This window comes from Parasphingorhabdus sp. SCSIO 66989 (assembly GCF_032852305.1).
GTDB classification, from domain to species: Bacteria; Pseudomonadota; Alphaproteobacteria; order Sphingomonadales; family Sphingomonadaceae; genus Alterisphingorhabdus; species Alterisphingorhabdus coralli.
In genome coordinates this window covers 75,070-101,451 of the sequence record NZ_CP136594.1, presented here as the reverse complement: position 1 = coordinate 101,451, position 26,382 = coordinate 75,070, and the positions used below count along the sequence as shown (strand labels likewise).

Genomic DNA, 26,382 nt, shown 5'->3' with positions numbered 1-26,382 from the left:
TTCCGATAGAAAGGAGCCGGTTGAGGCCGAGAAAGCGCTCATGCGCGCTCGCTATGAGGCTTATGAGCTAAGCGGCGAATTTGTTTCGTATGAGGAGATGAAGCAATGGACTGAAAGTCTTTGCACTACCTCAACAAGACCCTAATGCCCCACGCTCTCGCCGCGCTCCAATCCGGACAACGCCAGCTGTTCGTCGATCTGCGCCATCAGCCGTTCAAGTCCCGCTTCTGACCCGGCCTCTGCGCGAGCTACCAGCACATCCTGCGTATTGGACGCGCGCAGCAGCCACCAGCCGTCATCGGTGTTGACCCGCGCGCCGTCGGTGGCGTTGACGTTCGCGCCATCGGCCTTGAGTCGCTGCAGTACTTCGTCAATCACCGCGAATTTGCGGCTCTCATCGACCTGAAAGCGCATTTCGGGGGTGTTGATCATCTCGGGCATTTCGCCGCGCAAGGTGGTGACGCTTTTGCCGAGATCGCTGGCGGCGCGGATCAGGCGGATCGCGGCGTAGAGCGCATCGTCAAAGCCATAATAGTCATGCGCGAAGAAGACATGGCCGCTCATCTCGCCCGCTAATGGTGATCCGGTTTCCTTCATCTTCGATTTGATCAGGCTGTGCCCGGTCTTCCACATCAGCGGCTCACCGCCGAGCTCTGCCACCCGGTCATAAAGCGCCTGACTGGCTTTGACGTCGGCGATGATGGTCGCGCCGGGCACATCTTTCAGCACCGGTTCAGCGAAGATGGCGAGCAGCTGATCGCCCCAGATCACCCGGCCTTCGCCGTCAATCGCGCCGATACGGTCGCCATCGCCATCAAAAGCCACGCCGAAATCGAGCTGCTTCTCGGCCACCAGTGCCTTAAGGTCTTCAAGATTGGCTTCCTCGGTCGGATCAGGGTGATGGTTCGGAAACGCACCATCCACGTCAGTAAAAAGGCAATGATGTTCGCCAGGAAGTTGTTTTACCAAACGCTCGACAATTGGTCCGGCGGCGCCATTGCCCGCATCCCAGCCAATCCGAATCCGCGCAAAATCGGTGCGGCTGGCGTCAAAACCCTGAAGCAGCCGCTCGACATATGAGTCCATGATATCGCGGGTGAACACGCTACCCATGCCTGCTTCCCAATCGCCAGCAGCGGCCATCTGGCCCAAGCGCTGAATATCCGCGCCGAAAAAGGGGCGGCCCTGAAACACCATTTTGAAGCCGTTATAATTGGCCGGGTTGTGGCTGCCGGTAATCTGTATTCCACCGGCGGCTTCTTCGATAACCGCCTCGGCATAATAGAGCATTGGCGTTGGACCGAGGCCGATATTGATTACATCAAGCCCGCTATCGTTCAGCCCGCGCGCCAGTGCTTCGGCAAGCGCAGGGGAGCTGGTTCGGCCATCATAGCCGATTACAACGGTGCGATTGCCATCCTCTGCCTCTCGCAGCACCAGAGTCCCGAAGCCACGCCCGATCGCATAGGCATCATCCTCGCCCAGCGTCTCACCGATGATCCCGCGAATATCATATTCACGTAAAGAGGTGGGATGGAATGTGTGCGTTTCGTATAGCGGAGCGGTGGCCATGAGATACTACCCTCTTTATAGGTTTACACATTTTTAACTTTCGCCGCCCGCCTTATAGCGCCTTTATCCAATAGGCCAGTCGGTTTTTTCTGTGCGATTTTCCAGCAAGATATTGCGTGCTGTTCCGAGGCGTATAGCAAGCTCTGCGCTGCCACCAGCATCAGGATGTGCACGTGTCATGCGACGGCGATAGGCAGCACGGATCATATCGGAAGTCGCGCGTTCATCGATTCCCAGCAGCATTCGGGCTTCAGCAATGGTCATCCCGGGTTCTGCGAGATGGGGTGGCTCAGGCGGCGCTTTTGGTGCGCCTTGCTGTTCAGCCTTAGCTGTCGGTTTTGACGCAGATCGATACACCGCCCAACCAATTGCGCCGACCAGCATGGCGCCAGCCGCGGGCAGTTGCCCGGTTGTCAGAAAGCGCGTCCCAAGCATGGCGACAGTAAGCGCGAACCAGTCACCCGGTTGCATTCGGGCAAGCCGCCCTGAATACCAAAGCCAGAACAGACATCCGGCGGCGAGGATGAAGAGTAACGGCATGGGCTGAATATGGGGCGGACAGGGAAGGCGTGCAAGTTGAGCCGTTGATCCGGGGCACTGGTTAAGCGTCCCGGATCATATCCATTTCAACGACTAGCTGCCAGCATAGGGCAGGGATGATTTGTGCACCACCATGCGCAGATTGCCTTCATCATCCTTCACATAGCCGATGGTATATTCGACCTTGATCTCGTCACCCTCGGCCGGGGTGAACCAATAATTGCCCATGGCAACGGCCATGTCGCAGCTGGAATTGGTGATGCCGGCATTCTCCCAGCGCACTGCTGTCCATGGGGTCAGCGCAAAGCCTTTATCTTCCTTGAAGGTTTCATTGCCGCCGACAAAATAGGAAAGCGCGCCGTCGAACGAGCCACGGAACTGTTCATCGGCAGCCAGAGTTGGTTTGAACAGCACCACGCCGTCCAGATCATAGCCATAGAATTTGTTGATATGATCGGTGGCGGCGGTGGTGTAATCGCCTTCCTCGGTGAAGGTCTTGCCGATCGCGACAATGCCGTCACCCCATGCTTTCTGGGCGTTCACCACCTCTTCCTCGGTGATGCAGCTTTTTGCACCTTCTGCAGTCTCAGCACCCTGTTCCGCGCCTGGCTGGCAAGCAGCCAGTCCCATGGCGGCTATCGCGACCAGCGAAATGCGTGCGGTATCTCTCAGGTTTGTCATCAAATGTCCTTTCATTGGATGGGGGAAGTAATCTCGATAAGGGCCAGACAGAACAAGAATCTGCCCTGTCTTTGCGCTCTTGGAGACAGCATAGTCAAGATATTGTGCAGCCGCTATGGAAAGGTGCAAAATCTGGTCCAGTCATTCGGCATGCTTTGGCAGGATAACCTAAAACAGGCTTGCTTGGGCTTTTGCCGGTTGTTCCAAGCCTGGCAAGTTCAATGCTGCAACCAGTTCACGCAGTTCCTGGCGCGCGACAATATGGCTGGTGCCAAGATCGCCCAAATGGCCTTTATCGAGCAGGGTCAATCCTGAGGGGAACAGCTCGCGATAGATGACCCGCTCACTCAGCCCGGGAATGATGCGAAAGCCCACCCGTTTGGACAGCTCATGCAAGGCCCGGTTGATACGACGCATATTGCGCGCCTCGATATGCTGGGTACGGTTACGCAGCAGCACCCAGTCCATTTCCTTGCCCGCATTTTTGGCGCGGGCTTTGCGCGCTTCCCAGATCAGCTCGGCATAAAAACTGATACGCTTGACCTTGAATGTATCGGGATCAACCTGCCCGATCAGATCGAAATCGACAAAGCTGTCATTCAATGGCGTCACCAGTGTATCTGCTGACGTTGCGACATAGCGTGCAAATTTGTCATCGCGTCCAGGTGTATCGAAGATCAGAAAGTCGAGGCTCCTCTCTTCCTGCGCGATCATCTGGTCGAGCCGGGCGATGGTATCCTGCTCAAACACCTTGAATTGCGCCATGGGCAAAGAAATGCCGCGGCGAATAGTGGTCGCGGTGCGGTTCTCCATATAGCGAAAGCTGGTACGTTGGCGCGGGTCGAGGTCAATGATGCCGACTTTCATGCCGCGATAGGCAAGGGCTATGGCGACATGCACAGCGGTGGTTGATTTTCCGGTGCCGCCTTTCTCATTGGCAAAGACAATACGGTGCGTGCCCCTGTCGCCTGTTTCATGCATTGCCGTCATTCCTGGCCCCTGTTCATGGCCTTTGCGGCCACTTATCATTCCTGCATTGCCCCCCGGCAAGTGTGCCGATATGCGCATGGATATGGACCGTCAATCAAGAGAGTCCAGATACCAAGAACGCAGGCCTGACCGGTTCGCGCCTGCACATACAGAAGGGCCCATTCCGGTGCAAACTGTTCATGACCATGACTCACTAAAAAATGCGCTGACGGCGATGCGGGCGGATGGCGCTTCTTTGGCGCTGGTGCCGACTATGGGCGCGCTGCATGCCGGGCATATGGCGCTGGTTGAGGCAGCGAAGCAACAGGCGGATCGCGTTGCTGTGTCGATCTTTGTCAATCCGACGCAATTCGGTCCGAATGAGGATCTCGACGCTTATCCGCGCCAGCTGGCAGAAGACAGCGCGCTGCTCAAGGAGGCAGGCGTTGACTTGCTCTGGGCGCCAACGGCTGAGGCGATGTACCCTGATGGTTTTGAAACCGTTATCCGCGTGCCCGATATCAGCCTGGGGCTGTGCGGTGGTTCGCGTCCCGGGCATTTCGATGGTGTCGCGACGGTGGTGTGCAAGCTGCTGAACCAGATAGGTCCCGATATCGCGCTGTTCGGTGAGAAGGACTATCAGCAACTGGCAATCATCCGCCGCATGGTGCGTGATTTGGATATGACGCCGCAGATTGTAGGCGTTTCGACTGTGCGCGATGATGACGGTCTCGCCCTTTCTTCACGCAATGCGTATCTGACACCGGATGAGCGCCAGCGCGCGACCACATTGCCCAATGCGATCCGCGAAGCGATAGCAGCCATCGAAGCCGGATGTGAGATCGCGGTAGCTTTGCAGCTTTTGATCCGCAGACTGTCCGAAGCCGACTTTGACCCGATAGACTATGCCGAAATCCGCAACGCCGATACGCTGGCGCCGATAATGGGCGAAAAGATCGAAAATGGCCCGATTGCCGCGCGATTGTTGGTTGCCGCAAGGCTGGGCAAGACACGGCTTATCGACAATTGGCCGCTCATGGTACCGTGAGCGGCTAAAATCCGGAATCGCCGCAAGAAATGTAAAATATTTCCGATTTCTACCGATTTGGATAGTTGATTAACGGAAACGCCATTTGCGTTAACCATATTTTTATCAGTTAAGCCGAACTTGCCCCTGTCGTTACTAAGAAAGACAGTAAAGGGGGCCAGACAATGGCTAACAGTATCAAGAGCGCACGTTTTCTGATCGAGAGCAAATTGGCGGAAGCTGCAACCGGTGATCCGGCTGCTTATTTTGACCTCGGCGTGGCGTTCTCTACCGGCAGCGAAGGCAATGACATTGATCTGATCGAGGCGCATAAATGGTTCAACCTCGCCGCCGTATCAGGCCATGTTGAAAGCGCTACCTGTCGCGCGGAAATCGCCGAGGAAATGACCGCACGCGAAATCGCTGAAGCCCAGCGCGAAGCCCGCGCCTGGATTGCCGAGCATAGCCGTCGCGCGGCTTGACTATCCACCCTTTTTAAACGGCGTCATCTCGGCGAGAAATTCCTGATCATGCGCCACTGCCTCGCGCTCGCGCTCGAGGAAATCGGCGATGGCGCGGCGGAAACCTAGGTCAGGGATATAATGCGCTGACCATGTCGTCACCGGGGCATAGCCACGCGCCAGCTTGTGGCCACCCTGTGCGCCTGCCTCGACTTGGCTAAGGCCGCGGGCAATGGCGATATCGATGGCCTGATAATAGCACAGCTCAAAATGCAGGCAGTTAATGTCGCGGGTGCAGCCCCAATAGCGGCCATAAAGTGTATCCGGCCCGGCAAAGTTGAGCGCGCCGGCCACCGGTTCACCGTGGAGATAGGCGAGCACCAGCACGATCCGGTCGGCCATCCGCTCGCCAAACAGGCTGAACGCTTCGCGGGTCAGATAGGGCATGCCATATTTGCGTGCGCCGGTATCCTGATAAAAGACCCAGAACGCATCCCAATGCGCTTCGGTGAGATTATCGCCGGACAGATGAACAATCTCGACATCGCTCTGAGCGGTGCGCCGTTCCTTGCGGATGGTCTTGCGCTTGCGTGATGAAAGCGTGGCAAGAAAGCCGTCAAAATCGTCGAAACCCTGATTAGCCCAATGAAACTGAGTATCGCTGCGCAACAACCAGCCAAGATCGCCAAAGTCCTGTCGGTCGCTCTCGGTCAAAAAGGTCGCATGGGCCGATGACAGACCATTTTGCTCAGTCAGTTGCTGTGCGGCAAGGATCAGTGGCGTTTTCCATTGCTCCTCCAGCACCAGCAGACGCGGCCCGGTTGCCGGGGTGAAGGGCGCGGAAATCTGCAGCTTGGGATAATAGCGGCCACCGGCATTTTCATAGGCATGAGCCCAGCTATGGTCGAAGACATATTCGCCCTGGCTGTGGCCTTTGAGATAGGCGGGCATCGCGCCGACCAGCCTGTCATTGTCATCGCGGATGGTGATCGGCGCCGATTGCCAGCCCGTGCCTTTGCCGACGCTGCCCGAATCCTCCAGCGCCGAGAGAAAGGCGTGGCTGGTGAACGGGTTGTCACCGCTGGCGATATTCAACGCATCCCATTCCGCGGCATCAATCTTGCTGACGCCTTTCTCGATACGCGCCGCTATGGCCGGGCCATCATCCTGAGTTGTCGGGTCGCCATGGGCCATTGAGGTTAAGGCTAGTCCTTCACCGCCAGTATCGCATCGACTTCAACTGCGGCATTGAGCGGCAGCACCGGTACACCTACCGCGCTGCGCGCATGGCGGCCGAGTTCGCCGAATGCTTCTTCCATCAGATCGGAAGCGCCATTGACCACCTTCGGCTGGTCATGAAAATCGGGCACGCTGGCGACAAAACCGCCCAGCTTGACCACCTGTGTCACCCGGTCGAGCGAACCGAGCGCCGCCTTGGCCTGCGCCAAAATCATCATCCCGCAAGCGCGCGCTGCGGCCTGCCCCTGTTCCAGCGATACATCCGCGCCTAGCTTGCCCGTCGCCAGCTCGCCATCGATAAACGGGAGCTGCCCGGAGATAGTGAGTATGCCATTGTGCAAAACCGCAGGCTTATAGCTCGCTACCGGCGCGGCCGGCGTGGGCAGTGTGATGCCAAGTTCGGCAAGACGGGCGTCAATCGTGTCGGTCATAAGGGTCTTTCTGTGCAATCCTAATGTATCAAATCTTACTGTCACCCCCGCGAAAGCGGGGGTCCAGAACAACGGGGCACAATGCTTGCGGCTCTGGATTCCCGCCTTCGCGGGAATGACGTTGGGGGATATGGCAGTTCATATCACAATGGTGCCTAAGCCGCCTTCGCAATCGCGGGCGCATCCGCACCGCTGGTCAGCCGGTCAATAATCCAGTGCTGCGCCTCGCTCCAAAGGTCGATGCGGACATGCGCATGGCCTTTGGTTTCGGCGCAATCAATATGCGGCGCGACTTCCGGCTCGCCCACCATATGCAACCGCCAGACATGTGGCGCGACTTCGCCCACCGAGTCATGATGCTGCGGCAGATCGTCGATAAACAGCGCTGATCCCGGCTGATGCTCGTCGAGAATGGTTTTCAGCGCGCCGCCCTTGGGCCCCTGATTGGTATAGACCGGATAGTCGATGCCAAATTTTGCCAGCTGTTCGGCGCGATGGTCGCGGCGATGGTCCATCAAATTGGTAAGGATGACGATATCGGCGACTTCGTTGATCGCGGCCAGTCCTTCCACCGCGCCGTCAATCGGCGTCTGGCGGTGCATCTCGGTGTCGAAAAAGCCACCGAGCAGCGCCCAGATTTTCTCCGGTTTCAGGACATCGCCGGTCTTCTGATCGGTCAGCGCGGTCGAAAAATCGCCGCCGCTCAGGTCAAAATTGACGCCATGCTCCTCATCCACCCATTGGCGAAACGGCACCACCATATGCAGCAGCACCTCGTCGCAATCGGTAATCAATAATGGCCTGCTCATCGGCTCAGCTCCTGATAAGTGGCGGCCAGTTGCTCCGGCCGTATCTGTAAATCCTCTGACGCGGCCAAAAGATCCGGCTCATGGTTGGCGAGCCAGCCCATCACCGCGCCCAGCACCTCGCGCGATCCGGCGCGGGCGCGCAGATCATCGGGCGTCATGCCGGTCATCGCCAACAACCGATCCCGCCGATTGTCATTGCCCAGCGCCCAGGCCAGCACCTGCAACGCCTGTGTTTCGGCGTCTGTGTCATCGCGTTGTTGCACCATGACTGCTTAAATGGCAGTGGCAGGCGGTGGGGACAAGAGAAAGGATGGCCGACGTGGCAAAAAGGGTGCTGGTGGTTGAGGATAATGACCTTAATCGCAAATTATTCTGCGATGTGCTGCGCGCCCATGGCTATGCGGTGGAGCCGGTTGCCGATGGCCGCGATGTGGTCGAGAAGGCAGGCGAATTTGTCCCCGGCCTGATCATCATGGATATCCAGTTGCCGCATATTAGCGGTCTGGAACTGATCGAGCAGATCAAGGCCGACAAGGACCTGCGCGCCATCCCGATCCTCGCCGTCACCGCCTATGCTGGCACCGGCGACGAAGCCCGCATCCGCGCCGCCGGGGCAGAGGGGTATATTTCAAAGCCGGTAAGCATCGGCCCGTTTATGGAGGCAGTGAACGGGTTGGTATGAAGCGGGGTCAAAGAGCAAGCCAGAGTTGGACGCTATGAGTGACATGATCGGTCCCTATGACTATATTAGAGCCAAGCTTGATAAGGGAGAGCGTTACTCTTCTGAAATGGCTGCCGAAATCAAAGACCGATTCTCTCTGTCATCACTAGGTGCCAAGTCACTCTGGCTTTCTACTCCAGAGTTTCAGGAAGAGTATTGCCGTAATCGCATTAAAGACAGCCAAGAACGAGGCGGTAGCGAGTATGGCAATCGTCACTGGTTGAAGCGAAATTTCAATCTCTCAGAGGCTGAGCTGGATGAGATCTTTTTTGATATTTGGAACAACCCCAAAGACAGGGTCTCAACAAAATTCCTCGATGCATTGACGCCGGAGAGAATTGCCGAAACTCAGCTAGTCGATGAAGGCAGGCAAGCAGTGAAAGATATCCAAAACAGATTCTACGGTGATACTCGATAGCGGTTATACGGTCCGCTTATTCTACACCGACCTTCTCATGCCCGCCGCACGCCGATAGCGCTGGATGGCACCAGCCTGCCTTCCGCATCATGTACCTCTTGCCTGACAATCTCCTCGCCATTGCGCTTGTCGATAATCATAAAGGTCCGGCCATCCTCATGCTCGGCCCATTTGTCACCCCATTGGGTCAGCGACAGGATCACCGGGAATAGCTCGCGGCCTTTTTGCGTCAGCTGATATTCGGCATATTTGCTGCCATCGCTGGCGGGGGCTTTTTGCAGCAGCCCGGCATCGACAAGCTGGTTCAGCCTTTTGGTCAGCGTATTTTTGGCGATCCCCAATGACCGCTCAAAATCGCGGAAACGGCGCACGCCCATAAAGGCATCGCGGATAATCAGGAATGACCACCAAGGTCCGATCATCTCCAGAGTGCGGGCGATGGAGCATTGCATATCGGCAAAGGATTTTGGCTGCATGACGCTTTCTCATCGATAAAGTGGTTGCATTATAGGACCACTTTATTATCGTGCAAGCCCTACAGACAGAGTCGCTCGGCCAAGAGGAGATGCCCGATGATACCGATTACATGCTTTGTGCAGCAGGGGCAGATTGGCGCGGATATCGCCGCCACATTGCGTGAGGAGCTCGGTGCGTTGACGCAATCGGAGCTGGATGGCGAGGCGATGATCAACTGGATCGAGGTCAAACCCGGTAACGGCTTTACCGAGGCCAAGCCGTCGACCAGCTCGCTGGTCAGCATCCAGTCACCACAGGCACTGGCCCAGCCTGAGCGGATCGCGATGCTGCAGCACATATGTGACCTGTGGATGGAAAAAACCGCCTGTTCGATCAACGAGATTGTCGCCAGCATCAACGACCCGGCGCAATAAGCCCGGGTAAAGGAGAAGACCATGCCGCTTTATCTCTGCAATGCCCATGCGGGCGTCATTCCCGAGGCTGCCAAGGCAAAGATCGCCAAGGACATCACCGATATCCATTGCGAACAGACAGACGCGCCGCCGACCTTTGTGCATGCGTTCTTCTTCGAGGATGCGCCTATGCCGCCGCTGGGCAATGCCACAGTGCATCTGCACGGCAATATCCGCGCCGGGCGCGATGATGCGACCAAAGAAGAGATTGTTAAACAGATGCGCCAATCGGTGGCGCGGCACAGCGGCATCGCGCTGGAGAATATCACCATGTCGACACAGGATGTCCCGGCCCATTGGGTTATGGAAGGCGGCGATCTGCTTCCCGAGCCGGGCGAGGAGGCCGCATGGCTGGAGGCGCATGAGGCGAAGCTGAAAGCGGAGGCCGCACAATGAGCGGCACGGTCATCATTCTTGGCGGCGGCTCGCTCAATGGCGTCGGCGGCGCGCTGGCGCAGCGTTTTGCTGATGAGGGGCATCATGTGCTCTTTACCGGGCGCACACTGGACACAGTGCAGGCCACGGCGGATGCGATTGCAGCAAAAGGTGGCTCCATCGAAGCGATGCGCGTCGATGTCACCAGTGAAGCGGATCAGGACGCGCTCTTCGCGCATGGGGCAGAACGCGGCGAGATTGCCGCTGTGCTGTATAATGCCGGCAATAATGCCATCATCCCGTTTGAGCAGCTGACGGCCAAGCAGTTTGAGAATTTCTGGCGCGTCTGCTGTTTTGGCGCCTTTCTCACCGCGCAACGTGCGGTGCCGCTGCTCAAGGAGCAGGGGCATGGCAGCATGTTCTTTACGGGTGCCTCCGGCTCATTGCGCGGGAAGCCCAATTTCGCGCATTTCGCCTCGGCCAAAGCCGGGCTGCGCAATCTGCTCCAGTCACTCGCGCGCGAATATGGGCCGCAGGGCATTCATGTCGCACATTTCATCATCGACGGCGTGATCGATGGCGATCGGGTGCGCGATAATTATCCCGATTATCTCGATCAGATGGGCGAAGACGGCGCGCTTTCACCCGCCGCCATCGCCGATGCTTTCTGGACCACCCATAAGCAACACCGCTCGGCCTGGTCGCACGAGGTGGAGTTGCGTCCGTTCAAAGAACGGTGGTGAGCGGGCTGGTATCAGTGATCGTCACTGCTCTTTCTAATGAACTGTCTCACCGGTTAGATCGACCCTTCCAAGTGTGACTATCTTGCCATCCTGCATTGCGCCCTCCACTAATTCTGTACCCATCAACGCAAAAATACGCCCATAGGTGAAGATGGGCCGTGCATTACCATACCAATCAATACAGGAAACCTGGCATTTATAGCCGTTAGCTGTATCGATACTGGAGACTGCCAGTTCTCCAGCTGAGGACATGGCACTGTCGTTTCCGATCCTTACAAAACTGAGATCTGAATCTTCGCTATCCGACCAGCCGCGACCAGCGCGCCATATCCGTTGACTCGTAGGAATGCCGATTACCCCACTGCCATCCGGTTTGATCCATGCACCAAAGGCATGGCTGCGACGTTCTGTCTCTACTCTACCATAAAGCGTGGTTGTGGCTTCGACAGACGGGCTATTCTCCAAAGCGATCATGCTTAACGACAGACCCCGACCGTCTCGATAGCCCGTGACGACGGCACCGCGACCCGCACGTTCGATTCTCAGTGCATTATGTGGTAACAAAAGCTGCTTGGTCGCCATAGGTTGCCGTAGCGGCGTTGCGAACACGATGTCTTGTTGAGGTTTCTCTGAAGGTGGTTCGCTTTCATCTCCGGTATAATCATCAGGATAGTCCGGATCATCATATAGCGACCAATATTCATCTGAAGCGCTGTAGAGCAGCCAGTCTCCTACAAAACGGTTTTTGAGCCGACCGTCTCCCTTTGATGGCAAGGAGATATACGCTTTTTCTGCTGTCTGATGGACGCGCTCATCAAAAACGCTCAACGGGATATCAAGCAAGCTCAGATTGCGGTCACGATCATACTCTTCTTCCGTCAGGCAGCCGCGCCGTTTCCGGTTGAGCAGGGCGCGAAAACGATCATCGCGGCTGTCAAAAGAGAACTGGTTAGCTGGCACGCCGTCCAGACCGACTACGCCGATCTCTCCTGAGGTGATTGACAAGCGATATAACAGAGCACTTTCATTGTCATCGCCATCATGTTCCCGCTGATCGCCGCGACATGACATGCGTCGTCGCAAATCATAGTCGATTCCCCATGGGCGATCGTCAGGCGCATCTATCCAGAGGAAAGCATTTTCAGGCGAGACGTAAAACTCCTGCATCGCACCACCGATAAATGCCGTCGTCTGGCAGGCTAAATCCATACCTTTCAGCGGACATATCGAAATGCTGTGCAGTGTTGGAAAGAGAATATCCTTATCGAAAGACTGGTAGATCTGTGTCGCGCCAAACATGTTCTGTGAAAGGGCTTCTTCAGAATCACTCAAGGCTCGCCTGAGTGTAGGCCATCTATAGCCCGTCCGCGGATCAGCGCGCAGCGCATGAGGCGTATAGAAAACCAGCTTGTCGCCAACCAGGCGGGTCGCATAATTATCGGTACTGTAATAGTCATTCGAACTGATCAGGAAGCGGCCTTCGCGCGATAATTTGCCCTCCCGATTCATAGCGATCACAGTGATTTCGGTGGCCTCCTCCCGATAATTATAGGCAGTCACCAATATCCTGTTTCCACGAACCAGCATTTCGTCATACCAACTCGCAGCAACTTCCTTGTTGCGATAGACATTGATACGATCTGTTAGCATCAGGGGTTCGCCCTGACTTTTGCCCAGGTCGATTGAGAATACACGACCATCTTGCAGTGTAACTAGATAGCGGCCGATCTGTTTCACGATACCGCCTTCATCGACTCCAATCATCTGATTGTTAGTTATTTCGGGATTATCAGGGTCGAATGTGCCGTCACTCTCAACGGCTGGGCTCGGTGGTGGTGGTGATAGCTTTTGGGCCGTGACAACTATGACCTGTTCATCATATTCATAATTCTCCGAATAGCGCTTCTGCGCACGAGCCAATTTCCTTATGTATCGGTTGAACTGTCGTTCGGATTTGAACTGCGCCAACTTTGGGCCAGGATTTGATTCCAGTGTCCCATTGCTAACACCAGCATTGGGCGGCGCTGGTTCAAGGGTTGCACATGCAGCAAGGAGAATACTGAACAGGCCTGCCGGTAAGAACTTACCAATCACTGCCTAACCTCCTTATTAACCGTGCAATGCTCGATACCGCCCTAAATCGGGTTACCGTCGCGGTCTCGGAAGACTTCACGACGGCCTACATGGTTTGGGGGACTGACAAGGCCCTCTTCTTCCATCTGTTCGATCAGGCGCGCTGCGGTATTATAGCCAACGCGCAACTGGCGCTGCAGCCAGCTGACCGAGGCTTTCTGGCTTTCAAACACAATCTGGCACGCCTTGCGATAGCGCTCGGCTTCGGGATTATCGTCGAGTGATGCGCCTTCAAGGGCGAAGCCACCATCTTCCGGTTCCTCGGTGACCGACTGGACATAATCGGGCTGGCCCTGTGCGCGCCAGTGATCGGCGACGCGGCGGACTTCATCGTCGGAGACAAACGGCCCGTGCACACGGGTCAGGCCCTTGCCGCCGGGCATATAGAGCATATCACCCTTGCCGAGCAGCTGCTCCGCGCCCTGTTCGCCCAGGATGGTGCGGCTGTCGATCTTGGAGGTGACATGGAAGCTGATCCGCGTCGGCAGGTTCGCCTTGATCACGCCGGTGATAACATCGACCGAGGGTCGCTGCGTCGCCATGATCAGATGGATGCCCGCCGCACGTGCCTTTTGCGCCAGACGCTGGATCAGAAATTCGACTTCCTTGCCTGCGGTCATCATCAGGTCAGCGAGCTCATCGACGATAACGACAATCTGCGGCAGCGGCTCGAAATCGAGCTGCTCTTCCTCATAAAGCGGCTGACCGCTTTCCGGATCAAAGCCGGTCTGTACCCGGCGGCCGAGCGGCTTGCCCTTGGCCTTGGCGGCCTTCACCTTTTCGTTGAAATTGGCGAGGTTACGCACCGAGATCGAGGACATCATGCGATAGCGCTCTTCCATCTGCTCCACCGCCCATTTGAGCGCGCGCACCGCTTTGGCCGGTTCGGTGACGACGGGTGAAAGCAGGTGCGGAATATCATCATAGCTCGATAGTTCGAGCATTTTCGGGTCGATCATGATCAGGCGGCACTGATCGGGGGTAAGCCGATAGAGCAGCGACAGGATCATGCAGTTCAGCCCCACCGATTTACCCGATCCGGTGGTGCCCGCAACCAGCAGGTGCGGCATGGGAGCAAGATCGGCAATTACCGGGTCACCGCTGATATTCTTGCCGAGAATGATTGGCAGCTGGCCCTTATGCTCGGCAAAGTGATGGCTCGCCAGCATCTCGTGCAGCACCACCATATCGCGTTTCTTGTTGGGCAGTTCGATGCCGATGACATTGCGCCCGGGGATGACCGCGATGCGCGCCGAGATGGCGGACATATTGCGGGCAATATCATCGGCCAGCTGGATCACGCGGCTGGCCTTGGTGCCGGGGGCGGGTTCCAGCTCATACATGGTGACCACCGGTCCGGGCCGGACCGCCTTGATTTCACCCTGCACCCGGAAATCGGCGAGCACGCTTTCGAGCAAGCGTGCATTGCGTTCCAGCGCTACCTTGTCGAGACGCGGCCCTTCGGCATGTTCAGCCTGATCGAGCAGATCAAGCTCGGGAAGATCATAATCGCCAAAAAAGTCGCCCTGACGGCTGGTCGGACCAAGCTGGGCCTGTTTTGGTGGCAATGAGGGTTCGCTGATCTCCGGTGGCGGGCGGTTGTCGGGCTCGACAGAGGGCCGAGGCTTGGCGGGTTTTGCCGGAGCTTTGTCGGTCTCTGGATCGGCGATAAACGGCGCATTACCTTCTTCTTCATTGTCCTCACTCTTGCCACCCCATGGCAGGGCGAGGCGCGGTAGGGTGAAGCTGGGCAGGCGCAGCACATTGCGGTCAACCGGAATAGCGCGCCAAACGCTCACCGCGCCGACAAGGCCGAGCAATGCGGTCACCGCGATACCCAGCCATGGTTGCGCTGCTTCCGGCAGGCGTGATGTTATCGCGTCCCCCGTGATAGTGGCGGTAAGGCCGCTTAGGCCGCCCCATCCGGCTGGCAAATCGCCTGCTGTGCCGGGGAAGGCCAGACCAATAGCGGCGGCGATAAAGGCCGTGCCAGCGGTCATCAGCGCCAGAGAGCGCCAGCCATTGCGCTTTTCATCATTGCGCCACAGCTGCCGCCCGGTGACGAAAGCAAAGGGCAGAAACAGCACTGAGGCGGGACCGAAAAAGCTCAGCGCACGTTCGGCAATCCATGCGCCGGGGCGGCCCATCCAGTTGCTGACGCTTCCGCCCGCTGCGGTGCTGGGGGAAGGGTCTGTCAGGCTATAGCTAAACAGCGCCAGCGCGAAGAAGATGACGAAGATAAACAGTGTTGCGCCGAAGATCAGCTCAAGGCTGCGGCCAAGGCTCTGACGCATAATCGCGCGCCAGTCGCTGTTTTTCTGTGCAATTGCCCTGCTGGCCATAGCTGTCAGTCCATAATCGTTATTCAGATGCCAATTATGCGCAGACTCAGGACTCCCCGTCAAGTCTGAGATAGGTAGCGACTCGTGGATTCACCTAGCTTTGCAACTGTATTATTACGATAGAACATTGGCATAATTTGCCTTTTGCAACCTGCGTCCCGTTCCCCTAAAAACCACAATATGACCAAACAGGACTCGCCCGCGCCGCCCTTGCATTACGACATTGCCATTTCCGGAGCCGGAATGATCGGCTTGACGCTGGCACTGGCGCTGGCGCGCTCGGGCCTCAGCGTGCATCTGATTGATCCGGTCGATCCGGCAACGCATGTCAGCCAGCAAGATGATCAGCGCGCGACCGCGATTATCCGCTCAAGTTGGGAAATGTTTGATGTTATCGGTGTTGCAGAACAACTGGGCGATGCTGCCTCTCCGATCAACGCCATTGCGGTGCGCGAAAAGCAGGGCGCGAAACCGCTGCGCTTCGATGCCGAGCAAGGCGATGTCATGGGCTACATGGTGCCCAATACGGCCCTGATAGCAGCTTTGCTTGCCCAGATTGCCAAAGAGTCTGCGATAAGCTGCTATTTCGGCAAAAGCTGCGTTGCGCGCGAAGAGCATGATTCAGGCGTGACGCTCACACTGGATGATGGGACAGAGCTGACCGCCGATGTACAGGTGGTCGCCGAAGGCAGGCATTCGCAAAGTCTGAAATCGGGCGGCTTCTCGGCGACCGAATGGGGCTATGACCATCATGCCATTGTCGCGACTTTGGCGCATGCGCATGGCCATGATGGCGTCGCATTTCAGCATTTTCTCCCCGGAGGCCCGGTGGCGCTATTGCCGCTGGGTGATGTGTCTGATGGCTCTGATCTGCCGCCGCATCGCAGCTCTCTCGTCTGGTCGATGCCTTCGGAGCAGGCGGATGGCTTGATGGCATTGGGACCACGCGGTTTTTGTGCTGAGCTGGCGCGCCATATTGGCGATATCACCGGCGATGTGCAGCTTGCCGGTGATCGCGGTCGCTTCCCGCTCACCTTTCACAATGTTACCAATCCTGTCCGCGGACGCACAGTGCTGATCGGCGATACGGCCCATGCCCTGCATCCGATTGCCGGGCAGGGCTTTAACCTTGGCCTGCGCGATGTCGCCTGTTTCGCCGAGATCATGGCCGAGGCGGTGCGCATGGGGCTGGAATGCGGCAATAGTGATATGCTGCAACGCTATAGCGACTGGCGTGCAGGCGATGTCACGCTGATGGCGTCGGTCACTGACAGCCTTATGCGGATTTTCGCATTGCCCGAACCGCTCGCTGGTCTGCGCCGTACCGGCATGGAGGCGGTGGGCGCGGTCGAACCGCTGCGCAACTGGCTTGCCGCAGAAGCGCGCGGTGAAAGCGGCAATTTGCCGCGTTTGTTGCAGGGTGTCGCCGTATAAGGGCTGAGAAGCTTGGTATAGTCGCATTGGCGCTAGACTAGAGGTTACATGCGGGCGCTTGTGCTTTTCGGCGTTTTCCTCAATAGGGAAAGCATAATGCCACCATTTCCCTGGTTTGATCTCATCATCATTCTCGTTCTCGTGCTGGTGAACGGGGTCTTCGCCATGTCCGAACTGGCGATTGTGTCGGCGCGCACCGCGCGGCTGGCGGCGCTTGCGGAAAAGGGCAATAGCGGAGCGGCCAAGGCGATTGAGCTGGCCGCCAATCCGGGGCGCTTTCTCTCTACCGTCCAGGTCGGCATTACCCTGATCGGTATCATCGCAGGCGCTTATTCCGGCGCCAGTCTGGGCGGTCCGGTGGCGGCACGTTTGGAGCCGCTGGGCGTTCCTGCTGATCTGGCGCAGACGCTTGGCTTTGCGCTGGTGATCGGCTTCACCACCTATGCCTCGCTTGTGATTGGTGAACTGGTGCCGAAGCAGATCGCGCTGCGCTCGGCAGAGCGGATTGCGGTGGTGATGGCCATACCCATGGACCTGTTGGCGCGTATCGCCGCGCCTCTGGTCTGGGTGCTGGATATGACCAGCGCGATGATCTTTCGCCTGCTCGGCCTGCGCCGCACCGCCGATGATCTGGTTACCGCCGAAGAGCTGCAAATGGTGTTTGCCGAAGCGACAAAATCGGGCGTGATCGAAGAGCAGGAGCGGGCGATTATCTCCGGCGTGGTGCGACTGGCCGACCGCCCTGTACGAGAGGTGATGACGCCACGCACCGAGGTTGACTGGATCGATGTCGATGCCGATAGCGATGCGATTTCCGCTTTGCTTGAGCGCTCTCAGCATAGCCTCTGGCCAGTCGCCGAGGGCACGATCGATGAGATTATCGGCGTCGTGAAAGTGCGTGAGCTGCTGCGCAGCCTTGTCCAAAATGAGCAACCCGATATTCGCGCCTTGATGCGCCCTTCAGCCATCATCCCCGATCAAGTCGATGCCATGGATGCCATTGGCGTTTTGCAACAGGCCGATGTTGCCATGGCGATGGTGCATGATGAATATGGCCATTTTGACGGGATCGTAACCCCTGCTGATCTTTTGTCCGCGCTGGCGGGGAACTTTGTTTCGGATCAGGAAGATGGCGACCTGCCCGCGATCTTGGAACGTGATGATGGCTCGCTGCTGATTTCCGGCGCGCTACCCGCAGATGCTTTGGCGGAACGCATTGGTCTCAGATTTGACGAGACACGTGATTTCGCAACAGTGGCGGGATATGCGCTTGCGATATTGCGCCATCTTCCAGAGGAGGGCGAGCAGTTTGAGGATCAGGGCTGGCGCTTTGAAATTGTCGATATGGATGGTCGCAAGATCGACAAGCTGATCGCTCGGCAGGTCGCCGATGCCAAAGAAGCTGTAGAGTCGGATTAGACTAAGGTTAAGGCCCGCCGCCGGGACCAACCGGACCACCAGGGCCGCCGGGGCCGCCCGCGCCAACGGCACCAATATTGCCGAACAGGTCTTCAAAAAAGCCACGTTCACGGCCGAGTGTCGGGGTGGCATCGCCATCGGGGGAGAGATTGACGGCCAGTTCTACACCGGTTTCGGCAACATCCACGACCTGACCGCGCTCATCAAAACGCACGCGCAGCACCGTTTGGCGCTCAGGCTTTGGACGAGAAAAGGCGAGCTGTTTGGTATTTCGCGAGACATAGAACCATTCGCTCTCATTAAACTGTCCAACAAAAGTCGGGCGGCCCAGCATATCTTCAACAGAGCGCTTGTCATCAATGCCGGGCGAAACCGAAGTGGTGAGCACCGGATCTACAACATAGCCACGATGGGCCCGCAGCCGGGTGCAACCGCTCAACAGCATGAGTGCGATAGCACTGGCGATAAGGATGGAGTTCGCCTTGATAGTCATGGCTTTCTGTTCGTGCCTGTCTTACCTTGTGTATGGCATAAGCTGCCAACGCCATCGCGCATTGCATCTGGCGCGGCAAATAGCAATATATTTGCCGCAAGACTTTTCTCAATCCCTCGCTGAACCAGAAGTGAATTTTCCGCCATGTCTATTTTCTCGCGCCTGTTTTCCCGTGGTCCAGATCGCAAAGATGCGATGGTGCCGCTCTATAACTCGGTGATTACACTGGGCAGACAGCCGCACTGGTATCTCGATGGCGGAGTCGCTGATGATGTGGAGGGGCGGTTCAATCTTCTGGTTACCCTGTTATCGCTGGTGCTGTTGCGGCTGGAGGACGCTCCGGACAAGGCCGAGGCAGGGGTGGCACTGACCGAGCTGTTCGTTGATGATATGGACGGGCAATTGCGTCAGGAAGGCGTGGGCGATGTAGTTGTCGGCAAGCGTGTCGGCAAAATGATGAGCATTTTGGGCGGCCGTCTGGGCGGCTTGCGCGAGGCATTCGCGCTGGAAGATCATGATGCGCGCCGCGCTGCGCTCGAAGATGTGCTGCGCCGCAATGTCTATCAGACCGAGGTCAGCGAGGAGGCGCTTGGCTATGCGTGTGACGGGATGATTGCCGTGCATGCCGGTCTGGTTGGACGCGGCATTGATACCGTGCTGGCGGGAGAGATTCTATGAGTGGTGATACGCACCTAGCAGAACTGTCGCGTTTGGCTTTTGCCGCACAGTTGGAACAGGCGCCTGCGAGCATTACCGCAAGCGAAGCAGAATGCGCCGCATTAGCTGCGCGCTTTGGCCTCGTGCGCATCAATACGCTGTCGGCAGACTGTTCCTATGAACGCCAGGGCGAGGATGTGCATGTCACCGGCACACTTAGGGCCGATATTGTCCAAAGCTGTGTTATCACGCTGGAGGATTTTGCCAGCCATATTAACCAGCCATTTCAACTCCACTTTGTCGCCGAAGAGACGCTGGCAGATGACAGCGATGAAGCCGAGATACTGGTCGAGCAGGATGATATCGACCTTATGCCAATGGACAATGGCCGTTTTGATATCGGCGAGGCTGTGGCGCAGACGCTGGCACTGGCGCTAGACCCTTATCCGCGCGGACCTAATGCTGATGCGGCGATCAGCCGGAAAGGCATTTTGCGCGAGGGTGAAGAGAAGGAAAGCCCATTCGCCGCGCTGGGTGCGCTGAAAAAGGACTGATAAGCAAGGCAATTATTCACCGAAGAGCTGCTTAACAGAATTCAAGCTATAGTAAGCGCACGGTGCCGGGACCCTGCCACCTAACAAACTCGAAGCTCATGCAACAGCCACACTAGCAACAGGGAATCAGGCCACGCATTCGGAAATGGGCATAAAGTCCATGTCGAGGCCAAATGCCTTTGGTCCCCAGACCTCCAAACATTCAGGGCGGCGCATGATTTCAGCAGAGCTATATCCGACGACCTTCACACGCAAACCGTAACGCAGCATCTCTGCGGTCATCGGTTCACCTGTTTCGCGGTCAAGGACGATGATAAGCTCGGGGACCACTGCTGCTGGCTCGCCGTTTTTGCGCGCGATGATAAATTCATTCTGAATCTCGATCTCGAATTCGTCCGGACCGTTATCGAGCGGTCGCAAGACCGCCTTGCCCCAATGCCATCCGTCACGTGTTTCGTGCGAAACATCGACAATCTTGCCATCAAACAGAATTTTGGCGTGACGATCTTCATCGGGTTGATTGAGATATTGCAGCAGCGTTTCGAAGACATCTTCGCTCTTGTCGCGGCCTTCGCGGATACATCTGCCGATAGCGAGGCTGTGCGTTATCGAACCATGTACGGCGTTTGCCTTTACGAATTTCGCCGTCATCGGATAGATCGCTGAAAAGACCATGGCGCCAAGGGCTGCCACGACTGGCCTCAGGGTTTCCTCAGCCAGACGATCTGTCAGCAAATCGAGCGTGACCTTATTGCCCAATTCATCGGTAACGATTGCGGGCGTTGCCTTGGAGCCATAGACGCTGAATGTTGTCATTTCGAGATGCGGAAATGCGCGGCCCATTCCATCGGCGTCAATAACGGGCAATCCCGTGGACGCGCTGAGTGCCAGCGGGAACATCGAATTTGCGCCACCGATTTCTGCGGAAATCAGGGCATCAACCTTGCGGCCATAAAATGCCTCGGCTTTCTCAAGCAGGTCGAGCAAATGGGCTTCGCTCACAAGATATTCGACCAGAACCGTAGGAGCGCCAACCCCGGCGATTGAGACGACAAAGGCGTCATCATCAAGTGTCTCTGCCGAAACGATATTTGGCTTGCGTCCCTGCGCCAATTGATTGTGCAGAAAAAGCTCCCCAATTTGCGGGTCACCCCCGCCGCCTGCGCCCAGGAAAACCGCGCCGCGTGCCATATCGCGGATGTCATTCTGGTTTTGGATAATGCTCATCGCCCTGTCTCCCGCCTCAGCTCAGTTCGCCAACCGCATTGACGCGCACTTGCACTGCCGAACTTTGCATATGCGTCATCGGCAGTTCTTCGATATCGACTATTTCGACTGTATTCTCTGTCGCGCCTGCGGAGACTGCGTTGGCAATCGCATCGCTCTTCGCACGCTCAAGCGCTGCTTCGCGGCCAGCCTCGCCATAGTCATAGAGCTTGTCGATCCGCCCGCTGACCTGCGCAATGGCAGCGCCCACGGCATTGGCAACGCCTGCATGTTCCGGCCGCAACAGCCGCGCCGCGCCGCGCAAATCATTGCCAATCAGGATGGAACCGCCACCAACCAAAATCACGTCTATAGGCTTCGCACTCGAACGCATCTGGTCGATGGCATCTTCAACCATGTGCTGCATCATGCCGACCGCTTGCTTCAATAGATCATCCGGCAGAGACTGGACCTTGGTGACATCGCCCAAGCTGGCAAGGCCCGAGCCGACCGCAATATCCGTCGCCGTGGTGGCCGTTCCACCAAAGATCATCGCTTCTTCTGTCAAGCGGAAGCCAACAGATTCAGGGCCAATCGAGATGTTGTCGCCATCGGTCTTCACATGCGATCCACCGCCCAGCGCGATCGACAATATGTCCGGCATGCGGAAGTTGGTGCGGACGCCGCCAATGTAATTTGCACTGGAAGTTTCCCGAGGAAACCCCTTGGTGAGAAACCCGATATCCGTGGTGGTGCCGCCAATATCGACAACGACGGCATCTTGCGAGCCGGTCAGGAAACCGGCACCGCGGATCGAGTTGGTCGGTCCCGCCGCGCATGTCAGGATCGGAAAGGCCTCGGCGCGCTCTCCGGTAATCAACGTACCGTCATTCTGGCTGTACAAGGGACTGACCGCGAACCCCATGTCACGAAATGCGCCTTGCATCGAAGCGACCACCTGATGCGCGAAAGGCACCAGACTTGCATTGATGATGGCCGCATTCTCTCGATCTACCAGCCCCACACCGCCGAGATCGGCAGACTTTGTGATCGCTATGCCGGGGGCGATGTCAGCCACTATATCTGCAATCGCCTCTTCAAGATCGGGCCGTATCGGGGCGAAGACGCTGGAAATTGCCAGAGACTCAACGCCGTCTTCCACCAGTTGCGCTGCAATTCTGGCGACCGCATCTGTATCCAGCGTGCGATAATCCTTGCCGGTGTAGAAAGCGCCGCCCTCGACCATGTGCACATTATGGCCGATCTTCGCCAGCAGATCCTCGGGCCAGCACACCTTGGGCGGAACCCCGTCTGTTTTTGGCAAAGCCGCGCGCAAAACGGCGGTGCGGGCCAGATTGCGCCGCTGCAAAAAGGCGTTCACAAATTGCGTCGTCCCGATCATCACCCGAGACACCTCGGACGGAGACGAGCTCGTCTCGTCTAGCAAGGCGGTGACCGCGTCGATCACGCCTTGTGCAATGTCTTCAGATGTCGCGCGCTTGACCGCGCCGACGACATTATCACCGTCCATCAGAACCGCATCGGTGTTCGTTCCGCCGACATCAATGCCCAGTCGGAGTTTTGACGCTGAAGAGCGTCCGTTCGAGGCTTTGGTCATTTCAGGCTACTCCGCAGTCCAATGTGTTTCGTATGGTCTTTCCGCCGCGCATGATCATTCTGATCGTGTTGTCCGGATCGTCGAACAGGCCAATATTCTCAATCGGGTTTCCGTCTATGGCGATCATGTCTGCGAATGCGCCTTTTTGGATCACCCCGATTTGGCCCTTCATGTCCATGACTTCGGCATTGACACTGGTTGCCGAGCGCAAGGCGTTAAGCGCGCCGTCAATTTGCGCCCGCGCGGTAAACTCGTTCAGCTCGCGTCCGTGCAATTCCCCGAAAAGGTCGGTTCCCAGGCCAAGCTTGACCCCCGCCTTGTGACAATGGGCAATCGCTTCACCTGCTTCATCGAGGAGTCGGTCCAGCTTATCCATCGCCGCCTGTGGCAGGGTTTTGACCTCTTCGCCCAGCGATTGCATGACCGAGATTGTCGGGACAACATATGTCTGATGATCAGCAATGATTTTTGCCGCCTCAGCGTCGATCAAAGTACCATGCTCAATTGAGCGCACGCCATTGACCGAGCATCGGGTTGATGCCTCAGCAGTATGCGAATGCGCCATGACATAGGTGCGCCAGCGTTCCGCTTCTTCAACCGCTGCTTTGATCTCGACATCGGTAAACTGGTCCATCCAGATGGGATCGGTCGGCGAAAGCACGCCGCCGGAAACAAATAATTTGATCTGATGCGCGCCCTTGCGCAGTTCATTGCGCACGGCGGCGCGCATGGCATCTTCGCCGTCGACGACCATTGCGAGCACACCCTTATAGCCGCACCCACAAGGCTCAAATGCATGCGCTGCGCGCAAATCGCCATGCCCGCCTGTTTGCGAGATAGCACGGCCGGCAATGAACAGCCGTGGCCCGCTGATAAGGCCTTCCTCGATGGATTTGACCAAGCCGTAATCCGCCCCGCCCGCGTCTCGCACTGTGGTGAAGCCACGATTGAGCATGGATTCAAGATGTTCGCGCGCAAATTGGGCCAGATGCGAGGGATGCAAATGGTCGATCGACCCGACATCGAGCGAAGGGCTGTTGCAATGAAAATGCGCATCAATCAGGCCCGGCATCAAGGTGGAGCCGTTCAGGTCGATGCGCTCAACCTCGGGCGACAGCGCCTCCACGCTGTCATAGATGTCAGCAATGCGATCGCCTTCAACCACAACCGCCCGATGCAAGCCGTCCAGAAGGTTCTCGCCATCAAACAGGCGAAAGTTTGTGAGAGCGAATGACATGGTCTGCCCCGACCTAGAAGTTGAAGCGGGCTTCTACGCCATATGTTGCGGGCTGTCCCCGGAAGCCGATATCAATATCAAGCCCGGAGAATTCGCGCGGATTGAAGTCGGTGAAGAATCTCTCTCCTGTGATGTTCTTGCCCCAGAAATAGACACCGAAGGTGTCATTCTCGATCCCGAGCCTGAAATTGAGCAAATTAAGCGGCTCTTGCACGTCTACATTATCAACTTGCCAGAAACGATCACCGCGATGCTCATAGTCGATGCGGAAGAAGCCATCGAGATCATCGCTCAATTCTGGCGTGTATTGCGCCCCCATATTGACGGTATAGCGCGTGGTCTTCGGTGTGCGATTACCTTCATTTCCGGGAAAGACAGTGATTTCCCTGATATCGCTGTCGGTGCTGCCCAAAGCGGCGAAAAACTGTAAGTCGCTACGCGGGAAATACTGGGCCTCAAGTTCAAAACCGAACAACCGCACCCTGTCGATGTTGGAGATAATCTGCGAGGCCGTTGCTGCCTCAACAAAGAAGAACTGGAAATCATTGACATTTGAGAGATAGGCCGCACCGTTAAAGCGCAGCTTCCCGTTAGCCAGCGTGGTTTTGAAGCCAACCTCAAAATTTTCGAGTGTTTCATCCTCAAAGCTATCCAAAGCGACGCCCGGAGCGTTGAAACCGCCGGAGCGGAAGCCGGTCGCATACGTGGCATAGAGCAGTTTTTCGTCGTCAAAATTATACGTCAGAGTGACCTTTGGCTGCACTGAATCATAGGAGGCGGAGCGCACATTATTGGTTGCAAGATCAGTTTGTTCACGATCATCCCGGTCATAGCGCAGGCCAGCCGACAGGGTGAGCGAGTCCGTCAAGTCAACGTCAAGCTGACCAAATACGGCGTATGAGTCGAACTCGTTCGCTTCCTGTCGATCGATCAGCAAAAGCGCTGGATTATCGATCTGTTCGAACGTTCCATCAAGGTCAACGAAACCCCGTGTGCGCAACGCTCTTTGGGTATTGAGATAATAGACCCCGGCAATCCAGCGCACAGGTTGATCATCGGGTGAAGTGAAGCGCAATTCCTGGCTGAACAGTTCGACAAAGCGATCCTGGCCTTGCCCGACCTGGATGCCCAGGCCAAGAAAACCACCGGGACTGTCGACCGGGTTGCGGAAGTCGAGATCGCCACGATTAACCTCGGATACGTCATTATAACCGGTGATGCTGGTCAGGGTTGCAAAGCCCAAATCCGCATCGGCTTTGAATGTGAGGTCCCATTGCTCGCCGGTTGTGAAGCCAATCAGATTGTTTTGCGGATTAACAAAATCATTCGCATCGCCGCTGAACACGACGGAGTCGAACTGGCTTCCAGCATCGAAGTCACGGTAAGATCCTCTCAGATCAAGTTCGAGCCAATCAGCAGCATCGGCCGTGATCCGACCGCGGATGGTATAATCGTGGTCGACAAAATCCACGTTCTCATTGGCGAAAGTGTTGTTGATCCGGCCATTATCGGTGACATAGACACCGGAGAGGCGGAATTTGATATTGTCGGTGCCCAGAGGCCCGGAAATGCCCGCCGACAGATTGACCGCATCGCCTCGGCCATAGCTCGCCATGGCGAAGCCAGAGAGATAGTCGGTCGGCTCACGCGTCACGATGTTGACCGCGCCGCCAATGGCATTACGGCCATAAAGCGCGCCTTGAGGCCCTTTGAGCACCTCGATCCGCTCAACATCAAACAGATTCATGTTGAACTGCTTCTGATCATTCTGCGGCACGCCATCGATGACGATCGCAACCGGTGCATCGGCATTGTTGATCTGGGTTACACCGCGCACCACCACAAAGGTGTTGTTATAGGTGTCTGAACTGTCGAGCGACATGTTGGGTGTGAGATTAACAAAATCCTGCGTCGACCTGATGCTGGCGTCTTCGATCATGTCCGCGGTAAAGGCAGTGATCTGCGCAGGAACTTCCTGAAGATTCTCCTCACGCCGCTGCGCTGTGACAATAATCGTATTGCCGTATTGCGTGTCTTCGGCCTCCTGTTCCGCTTCTTGTTCCGCAGGCTCGCTGCTCTGAGCGAATGCATGGCCCGGATAGGCAATCAGTGCGAACACACTGCAAGCTGAAAGCAATTTAGAGTTTCTCATGATTTTGATCCCTCCCTTGATCAATTCAATTCGGCTCTTTGGAGCCTGACCCGGTCGCAGCATAAGATTTTGAGGCTATTGCCTCAGTAGTGATCAGCGGCGACGCACGGGTCACACAAAATGGGATGTTTGGTCCAAAATGACGGTGAACTTCCGCCTTAAACAACCATGCTGGTCCCATCTTCTTTCCCCTACTTGTCTTTGTCGTCGCATGATCGCATC

The 26,382-nt window shown here is 56.7% G+C and carries 27 protein-coding genes; 11 read left to right on the top strand and 16 right to left on the bottom strand.

Annotated elements, in window-relative coordinates; translation table 11 throughout:
• Positions 1–141 precede the first annotated feature (141 nt).
• From pgmG to RB602_RS00450, 4 genes are all read right to left on the bottom strand, one after another.
• Positions 142–1,572, bottom strand: coding sequence for a phosphoglucomutase/phosphomannomutase PgmG (gene pgmG / locus RB602_RS00465; RefSeq protein WP_317081944.1), 1,431 nt, complete (start codon positions 1,570–1,572; stop codon positions 142–144).
• 63 nt (positions 1,573–1,635) lie between these two features.
• Entirely contained in the window at positions 1,636–2,112 is a 477-nt protein-coding gene (locus RB602_RS00460) for a J domain-containing protein (protein ID WP_317081943.1), read from the bottom strand.
• Positions 2,113–2,205: 93 nt separating this feature from the next.
• On the bottom strand, positions 2,206–2,793 hold the full coding sequence (locus tag RB602_RS00455; RefSeq protein ID WP_317081941.1) for a phosphoribosyl-AMP cyclohydrolase: 588 nt from the start codon (positions 2,791–2,793) through the stop codon (positions 2,206–2,208).
• 168 nt (positions 2,794–2,961) lie between these two features.
• On the bottom strand, positions 2,962–3,783 hold the full coding sequence (locus RB602_RS00450) for a division plane positioning ATPase MipZ (RefSeq protein ID WP_317081939.1): 822 nt from the start codon (positions 3,781–3,783) through the stop codon (positions 2,962–2,964).
• A gap of 166 nt (positions 3,784–3,949) precedes the next feature.
• Here RB602_RS00450 and panC point away from each other — a divergent pair, with 166 nt between their 5' ends.
• Together panC and RB602_RS00440 are read left to right on the top strand one after the other, a co-directional pair.
• Positions 3,950–4,810: a pantoate--beta-alanine ligase gene (panC, locus tag RB602_RS00445; RefSeq protein WP_317081938.1), complete on the top strand. Its 861-nt coding sequence runs from the start codon at positions 3,950–3,952 to the stop codon at positions 4,808–4,810.
• A gap of 164 nt (positions 4,811–4,974) precedes the next feature.
• Complete coding sequence (locus RB602_RS00440; RefSeq protein ID WP_317081937.1) at positions 4,975–5,271, top strand: SEL1-like repeat protein; 297 nt, start codon at positions 4,975–4,977, stop codon at positions 5,269–5,271.
• Here RB602_RS00440 and RB602_RS00435 read toward each other — a convergent pair whose 3' ends face one another.
• The 4 genes from RB602_RS00435 to RB602_RS00420 all read right to left on the bottom strand — a co-directional run bounded on the left by RB602_RS00435 (position 5,272) and on the right by RB602_RS00420 (position 7,995).
• Complete coding sequence (locus RB602_RS00435; protein WP_317081935.1) at positions 5,272–6,444, bottom strand: GNAT family N-acetyltransferase; 1,173 nt, start codon at positions 6,442–6,444, stop codon at positions 5,272–5,274.
• A gap of 11 nt (positions 6,445–6,455) precedes the next feature.
• Positions 6,456–6,920: a RidA family protein gene (locus tag RB602_RS00430; protein WP_317081933.1), complete on the bottom strand. Its 465-nt coding sequence runs from the start codon at positions 6,918–6,920 to the stop codon at positions 6,456–6,458.
• A gap of 155 nt (positions 6,921–7,075) precedes the next feature.
• Positions 7,076–7,729, bottom strand: coding sequence for an HAD family hydrolase (locus tag RB602_RS00425; RefSeq protein WP_317081931.1), 654 nt, complete (start codon positions 7,727–7,729; stop codon positions 7,076–7,078).
• Entirely contained in the window at positions 7,726–7,995 is a 270-nt protein-coding gene (locus RB602_RS00420) for a DUF3572 domain-containing protein (protein ID WP_317081929.1), read from the bottom strand. Before RB602_RS00420 ends, RB602_RS00425 begins: the two co-directional genes overlap by 4 nt.
• Positions 7,996–8,048: 53 nt before the next feature.
• On the opposite strand from RB602_RS00420, the gene RB602_RS00415 reads away from it, so the two are divergent.
• A complete protein-coding gene (locus RB602_RS00415; RefSeq protein ID WP_317084596.1) occupies positions 8,049–8,411 on the top strand; it encodes a response regulator in 363 nt (120 codons plus the stop codon).
• Positions 8,412–8,445: 34 nt separating this feature from the next.
• A complete protein-coding gene (locus RB602_RS00410) occupies positions 8,446–8,868 on the top strand; it encodes a hypothetical protein (RefSeq protein WP_317081926.1) in 423 nt (140 codons plus the stop codon).
• A 35-nt stretch (positions 8,869–8,903) separates the two neighbouring features.
• Here RB602_RS00410 and RB602_RS00405 read toward each other — a convergent pair whose 3' ends face one another.
• The gene (locus RB602_RS00405) at positions 8,904–9,344 is read right to left on the bottom strand and encodes a winged helix-turn-helix transcriptional regulator (RefSeq protein ID WP_317081924.1); all 441 of its coding nucleotides are present in this window, start codon (positions 9,342–9,344) and stop codon (positions 8,904–8,906) included.
• Between the two features lie 96 nt (positions 9,345–9,440).
• On the opposite strand from RB602_RS00405, the gene RB602_RS00400 reads away from it, so the two are divergent.
• The 3 genes from RB602_RS00400 to RB602_RS00390 are packed head-to-tail and all read left to right on the top strand — an operon-like array spanning position 9,441 to position 10,915.
• Entirely contained in the window at positions 9,441–9,758 is a 318-nt protein-coding gene (locus RB602_RS00400; RefSeq protein WP_317081922.1) for a hypothetical protein, read from the top strand.
• A 21-nt stretch (positions 9,759–9,779) separates the two neighbouring features.
• On the top strand, positions 9,780–10,193 hold the full coding sequence (locus RB602_RS00395) for a hypothetical protein (RefSeq protein WP_317081921.1): 414 nt from the start codon (positions 9,780–9,782) through the stop codon (positions 10,191–10,193).
• The gene (locus tag RB602_RS00390; protein ID WP_317081918.1) at positions 10,190–10,915 is read left to right on the top strand and encodes an SDR family NAD(P)-dependent oxidoreductase; all 726 of its coding nucleotides are present in this window, start codon (positions 10,190–10,192) and stop codon (positions 10,913–10,915) included. The genes RB602_RS00395 and RB602_RS00390 overlap by 4 nt, the downstream gene beginning before the upstream one ends.
• A gap of 33 nt (positions 10,916–10,948) precedes the next feature.
• On the opposite strand, the gene RB602_RS00385 is transcribed toward RB602_RS00390, so the two are convergent.
• The gene (locus tag RB602_RS00385) at positions 10,949–13,009 is read right to left on the bottom strand and encodes a beta-propeller domain-containing protein (RefSeq protein ID WP_317081916.1); all 2,061 of its coding nucleotides are present in this window, start codon (positions 13,007–13,009) and stop codon (positions 10,949–10,951) included.
• A 41-nt stretch (positions 13,010–13,050) separates the two neighbouring features.
• Positions 13,051–15,390, bottom strand: coding sequence for a DNA translocase FtsK (locus RB602_RS00380; protein ID WP_317081914.1), 2,340 nt, complete (start codon positions 15,388–15,390; stop codon positions 13,051–13,053).
• A 180-nt stretch (positions 15,391–15,570) separates the two neighbouring features.
• On the opposite strand from RB602_RS00380, the gene RB602_RS00375 reads away from it, so the two are divergent.
• A complete protein-coding gene (locus RB602_RS00375; RefSeq protein WP_317081912.1) occupies positions 15,571–16,824 on the top strand; it encodes an FAD-dependent oxidoreductase in 1,254 nt (417 codons plus the stop codon).
• A 96-nt stretch (positions 16,825–16,920) separates the two neighbouring features.
• On the top strand, positions 16,921–18,243 hold the full coding sequence (locus RB602_RS00370) for a hemolysin family protein (protein ID WP_317081910.1): 1,323 nt from the start codon (positions 16,921–16,923) through the stop codon (positions 18,241–18,243).
• 7 nt (positions 18,244–18,250) lie between these two features.
• On the opposite strand, the gene RB602_RS00365 is transcribed toward RB602_RS00370, so the two are convergent.
• Positions 18,251–18,736 carry an outer membrane protein assembly factor BamE gene (locus RB602_RS00365; RefSeq protein ID WP_317081908.1) on the bottom strand — a complete coding sequence of 162 codons (486 nt, stop codon included), beginning with the start codon at positions 18,734–18,736 and terminating at the stop codon, positions 18,251–18,253.
• Between the two features lie 144 nt (positions 18,737–18,880).
• Here RB602_RS00365 and RB602_RS00360 point away from each other — a divergent pair, with 144 nt between their 5' ends.
• Positions 18,881–19,414, top strand: a complete 534-nt coding sequence (locus RB602_RS00360; protein WP_317081906.1) for a ubiquinol-cytochrome C chaperone family protein — start codon at positions 18,881–18,883, stop codon at positions 19,412–19,414.
• Positions 19,411–19,947, top strand: coding sequence for a YceD family protein (locus RB602_RS00355; RefSeq protein WP_317081904.1), 537 nt, complete (start codon positions 19,411–19,413; stop codon positions 19,945–19,947). The genes RB602_RS00360 and RB602_RS00355 overlap by 4 nt, the downstream gene beginning before the upstream one ends.
• Before the next feature lie 126 nt (positions 19,948–20,073).
• Here the strand turns inward: RB602_RS00355 and RB602_RS00350 are convergent, their stop codons facing one another.
• From RB602_RS00350 to RB602_RS00335, 4 genes are read right to left on the bottom strand one after another with little or no spacing between them, the layout of a single operon-like run.
• The gene (locus RB602_RS00350) at positions 20,074–21,174 is read right to left on the bottom strand and encodes an S-methyl thiohydantoin desulfurase family protein (RefSeq protein WP_317081902.1); all 1,101 of its coding nucleotides are present in this window, start codon (positions 21,172–21,174) and stop codon (positions 20,074–20,076) included.
• A gap of 16 nt (positions 21,175–21,190) precedes the next feature.
• Complete coding sequence (locus tag RB602_RS00345) at positions 21,191–22,771, bottom strand: ROK family protein (protein WP_317081900.1); 1,581 nt, start codon at positions 22,769–22,771, stop codon at positions 21,191–21,193.
• A gap of 1 nt (position 22,772) precedes the next feature.
• Complete coding sequence (locus tag RB602_RS00340; protein ID WP_317081898.1) at positions 22,773–24,008, bottom strand: metal-dependent hydrolase family protein; 1,236 nt, start codon at positions 24,006–24,008, stop codon at positions 22,773–22,775.
• A 13-nt stretch (positions 24,009–24,021) separates the two neighbouring features.
• Positions 24,022–26,127 carry a TonB-dependent receptor gene (locus RB602_RS00335; protein WP_317081896.1) on the bottom strand — a complete coding sequence of 702 codons (2,106 nt, stop codon included), beginning with the start codon at positions 26,125–26,127 and terminating at the stop codon, positions 24,022–24,024.
• Positions 26,128–26,382 lie beyond the last annotated feature (255 nt).

Excerpts from the sequence above, each read along its gene's own strand:
- pgmG (WP_317081944.1), bottom strand. The coding sequence starts at position 1,572 with ATGGCCACCGCTCCGCTATACGAAACGCACACATTCCATCCCACCTCT.
- RB602_RS00460 (WP_317081943.1), bottom strand. The coding sequence starts at position 2,112 with ATGCCGTTACTCTTCATCCTCGCCGCCGGATGTCTGTTCTGGCTTTGG.
- RB602_RS00455 (WP_317081941.1), bottom strand. The coding sequence starts at position 2,793 with ATGACAAACCTGAGAGATACCGCACGCATTTCGCTGGTCGCGATAGCC.
- RB602_RS00450 (WP_317081939.1), bottom strand. The coding sequence starts at position 3,783 with ATGACGGCAATGCATGAAACAGGCGACAGGGGCACGCACCGTATTGTC.
- RB602_RS00440 (WP_317081937.1), top strand. The coding sequence starts at position 4,975 with ATGGCTAACAGTATCAAGAGCGCACGTTTTCTGATCGAGAGCAAATTG.
- RB602_RS00435 (WP_317081935.1), bottom strand. The coding sequence starts at position 6,444 with ATGGCCCATGGCGACCCGACAACTCAGGATGATGGCCCGGCCATAGCG.
- RB602_RS00430 (WP_317081933.1), bottom strand. The coding sequence starts at position 6,920 with ATGACCGACACGATTGACGCCCGTCTTGCCGAACTTGGCATCACACTG.
- RB602_RS00425 (WP_317081931.1), bottom strand. The coding sequence starts at position 7,729 with ATGAGCAGGCCATTATTGATTACCGATTGCGACGAGGTGCTGCTGCAT.
- RB602_RS00420 (WP_317081929.1), bottom strand. The coding sequence starts at position 7,995 with ATGGTGCAACAACGCGATGACACAGACGCCGAAACACAGGCGTTGCAG.
- RB602_RS00410 (WP_317081926.1), top strand. The coding sequence starts at position 8,446 with ATGAGTGACATGATCGGTCCCTATGACTATATTAGAGCCAAGCTTGAT.
- RB602_RS00405 (WP_317081924.1), bottom strand. The coding sequence starts at position 9,344 with ATGCAGCCAAAATCCTTTGCCGATATGCAATGCTCCATCGCCCGCACT.
- RB602_RS00400 (WP_317081922.1), top strand. The coding sequence starts at position 9,441 with ATGATACCGATTACATGCTTTGTGCAGCAGGGGCAGATTGGCGCGGAT.
- RB602_RS00395 (WP_317081921.1), top strand. The coding sequence starts at position 9,780 with ATGCCGCTTTATCTCTGCAATGCCCATGCGGGCGTCATTCCCGAGGCT.
- RB602_RS00390 (WP_317081918.1), top strand. The coding sequence starts at position 10,190 with ATGAGCGGCACGGTCATCATTCTTGGCGGCGGCTCGCTCAATGGCGTC.
- RB602_RS00380 (WP_317081914.1), bottom strand. The coding sequence starts at position 15,390 with ATGGCCAGCAGGGCAATTGCACAGAAAAACAGCGACTGGCGCGCGATT.
- RB602_RS00375 (WP_317081912.1), top strand. The coding sequence starts at position 15,571 with ATGACCAAACAGGACTCGCCCGCGCCGCCCTTGCATTACGACATTGCC.
- RB602_RS00370 (WP_317081910.1), top strand. The coding sequence starts at position 16,921 with ATGCCACCATTTCCCTGGTTTGATCTCATCATCATTCTCGTTCTCGTG.
- RB602_RS00365 (WP_317081908.1), bottom strand. The coding sequence starts at position 18,736 with ATGACTATCAAGGCGAACTCCATCCTTATCGCCAGTGCTATCGCACTC.
- RB602_RS00360 (WP_317081906.1), top strand. The coding sequence starts at position 18,881 with ATGTCTATTTTCTCGCGCCTGTTTTCCCGTGGTCCAGATCGCAAAGAT.
- RB602_RS00355 (WP_317081904.1), top strand. The coding sequence starts at position 19,411 with ATGAGTGGTGATACGCACCTAGCAGAACTGTCGCGTTTGGCTTTTGCC.
- RB602_RS00350 (WP_317081902.1), bottom strand. The coding sequence starts at position 21,174 with ATGAGCATTATCCAAAACCAGAATGACATCCGCGATATGGCACGCGGC.
- RB602_RS00345 (WP_317081900.1), bottom strand. The coding sequence starts at position 22,771 with ATGACCAAAGCCTCGAACGGACGCTCTTCAGCGTCAAAACTCCGACTG.
- RB602_RS00340 (WP_317081898.1), bottom strand. The coding sequence starts at position 24,008 with ATGTCATTCGCTCTCACAAACTTTCGCCTGTTTGATGGCGAGAACCTT.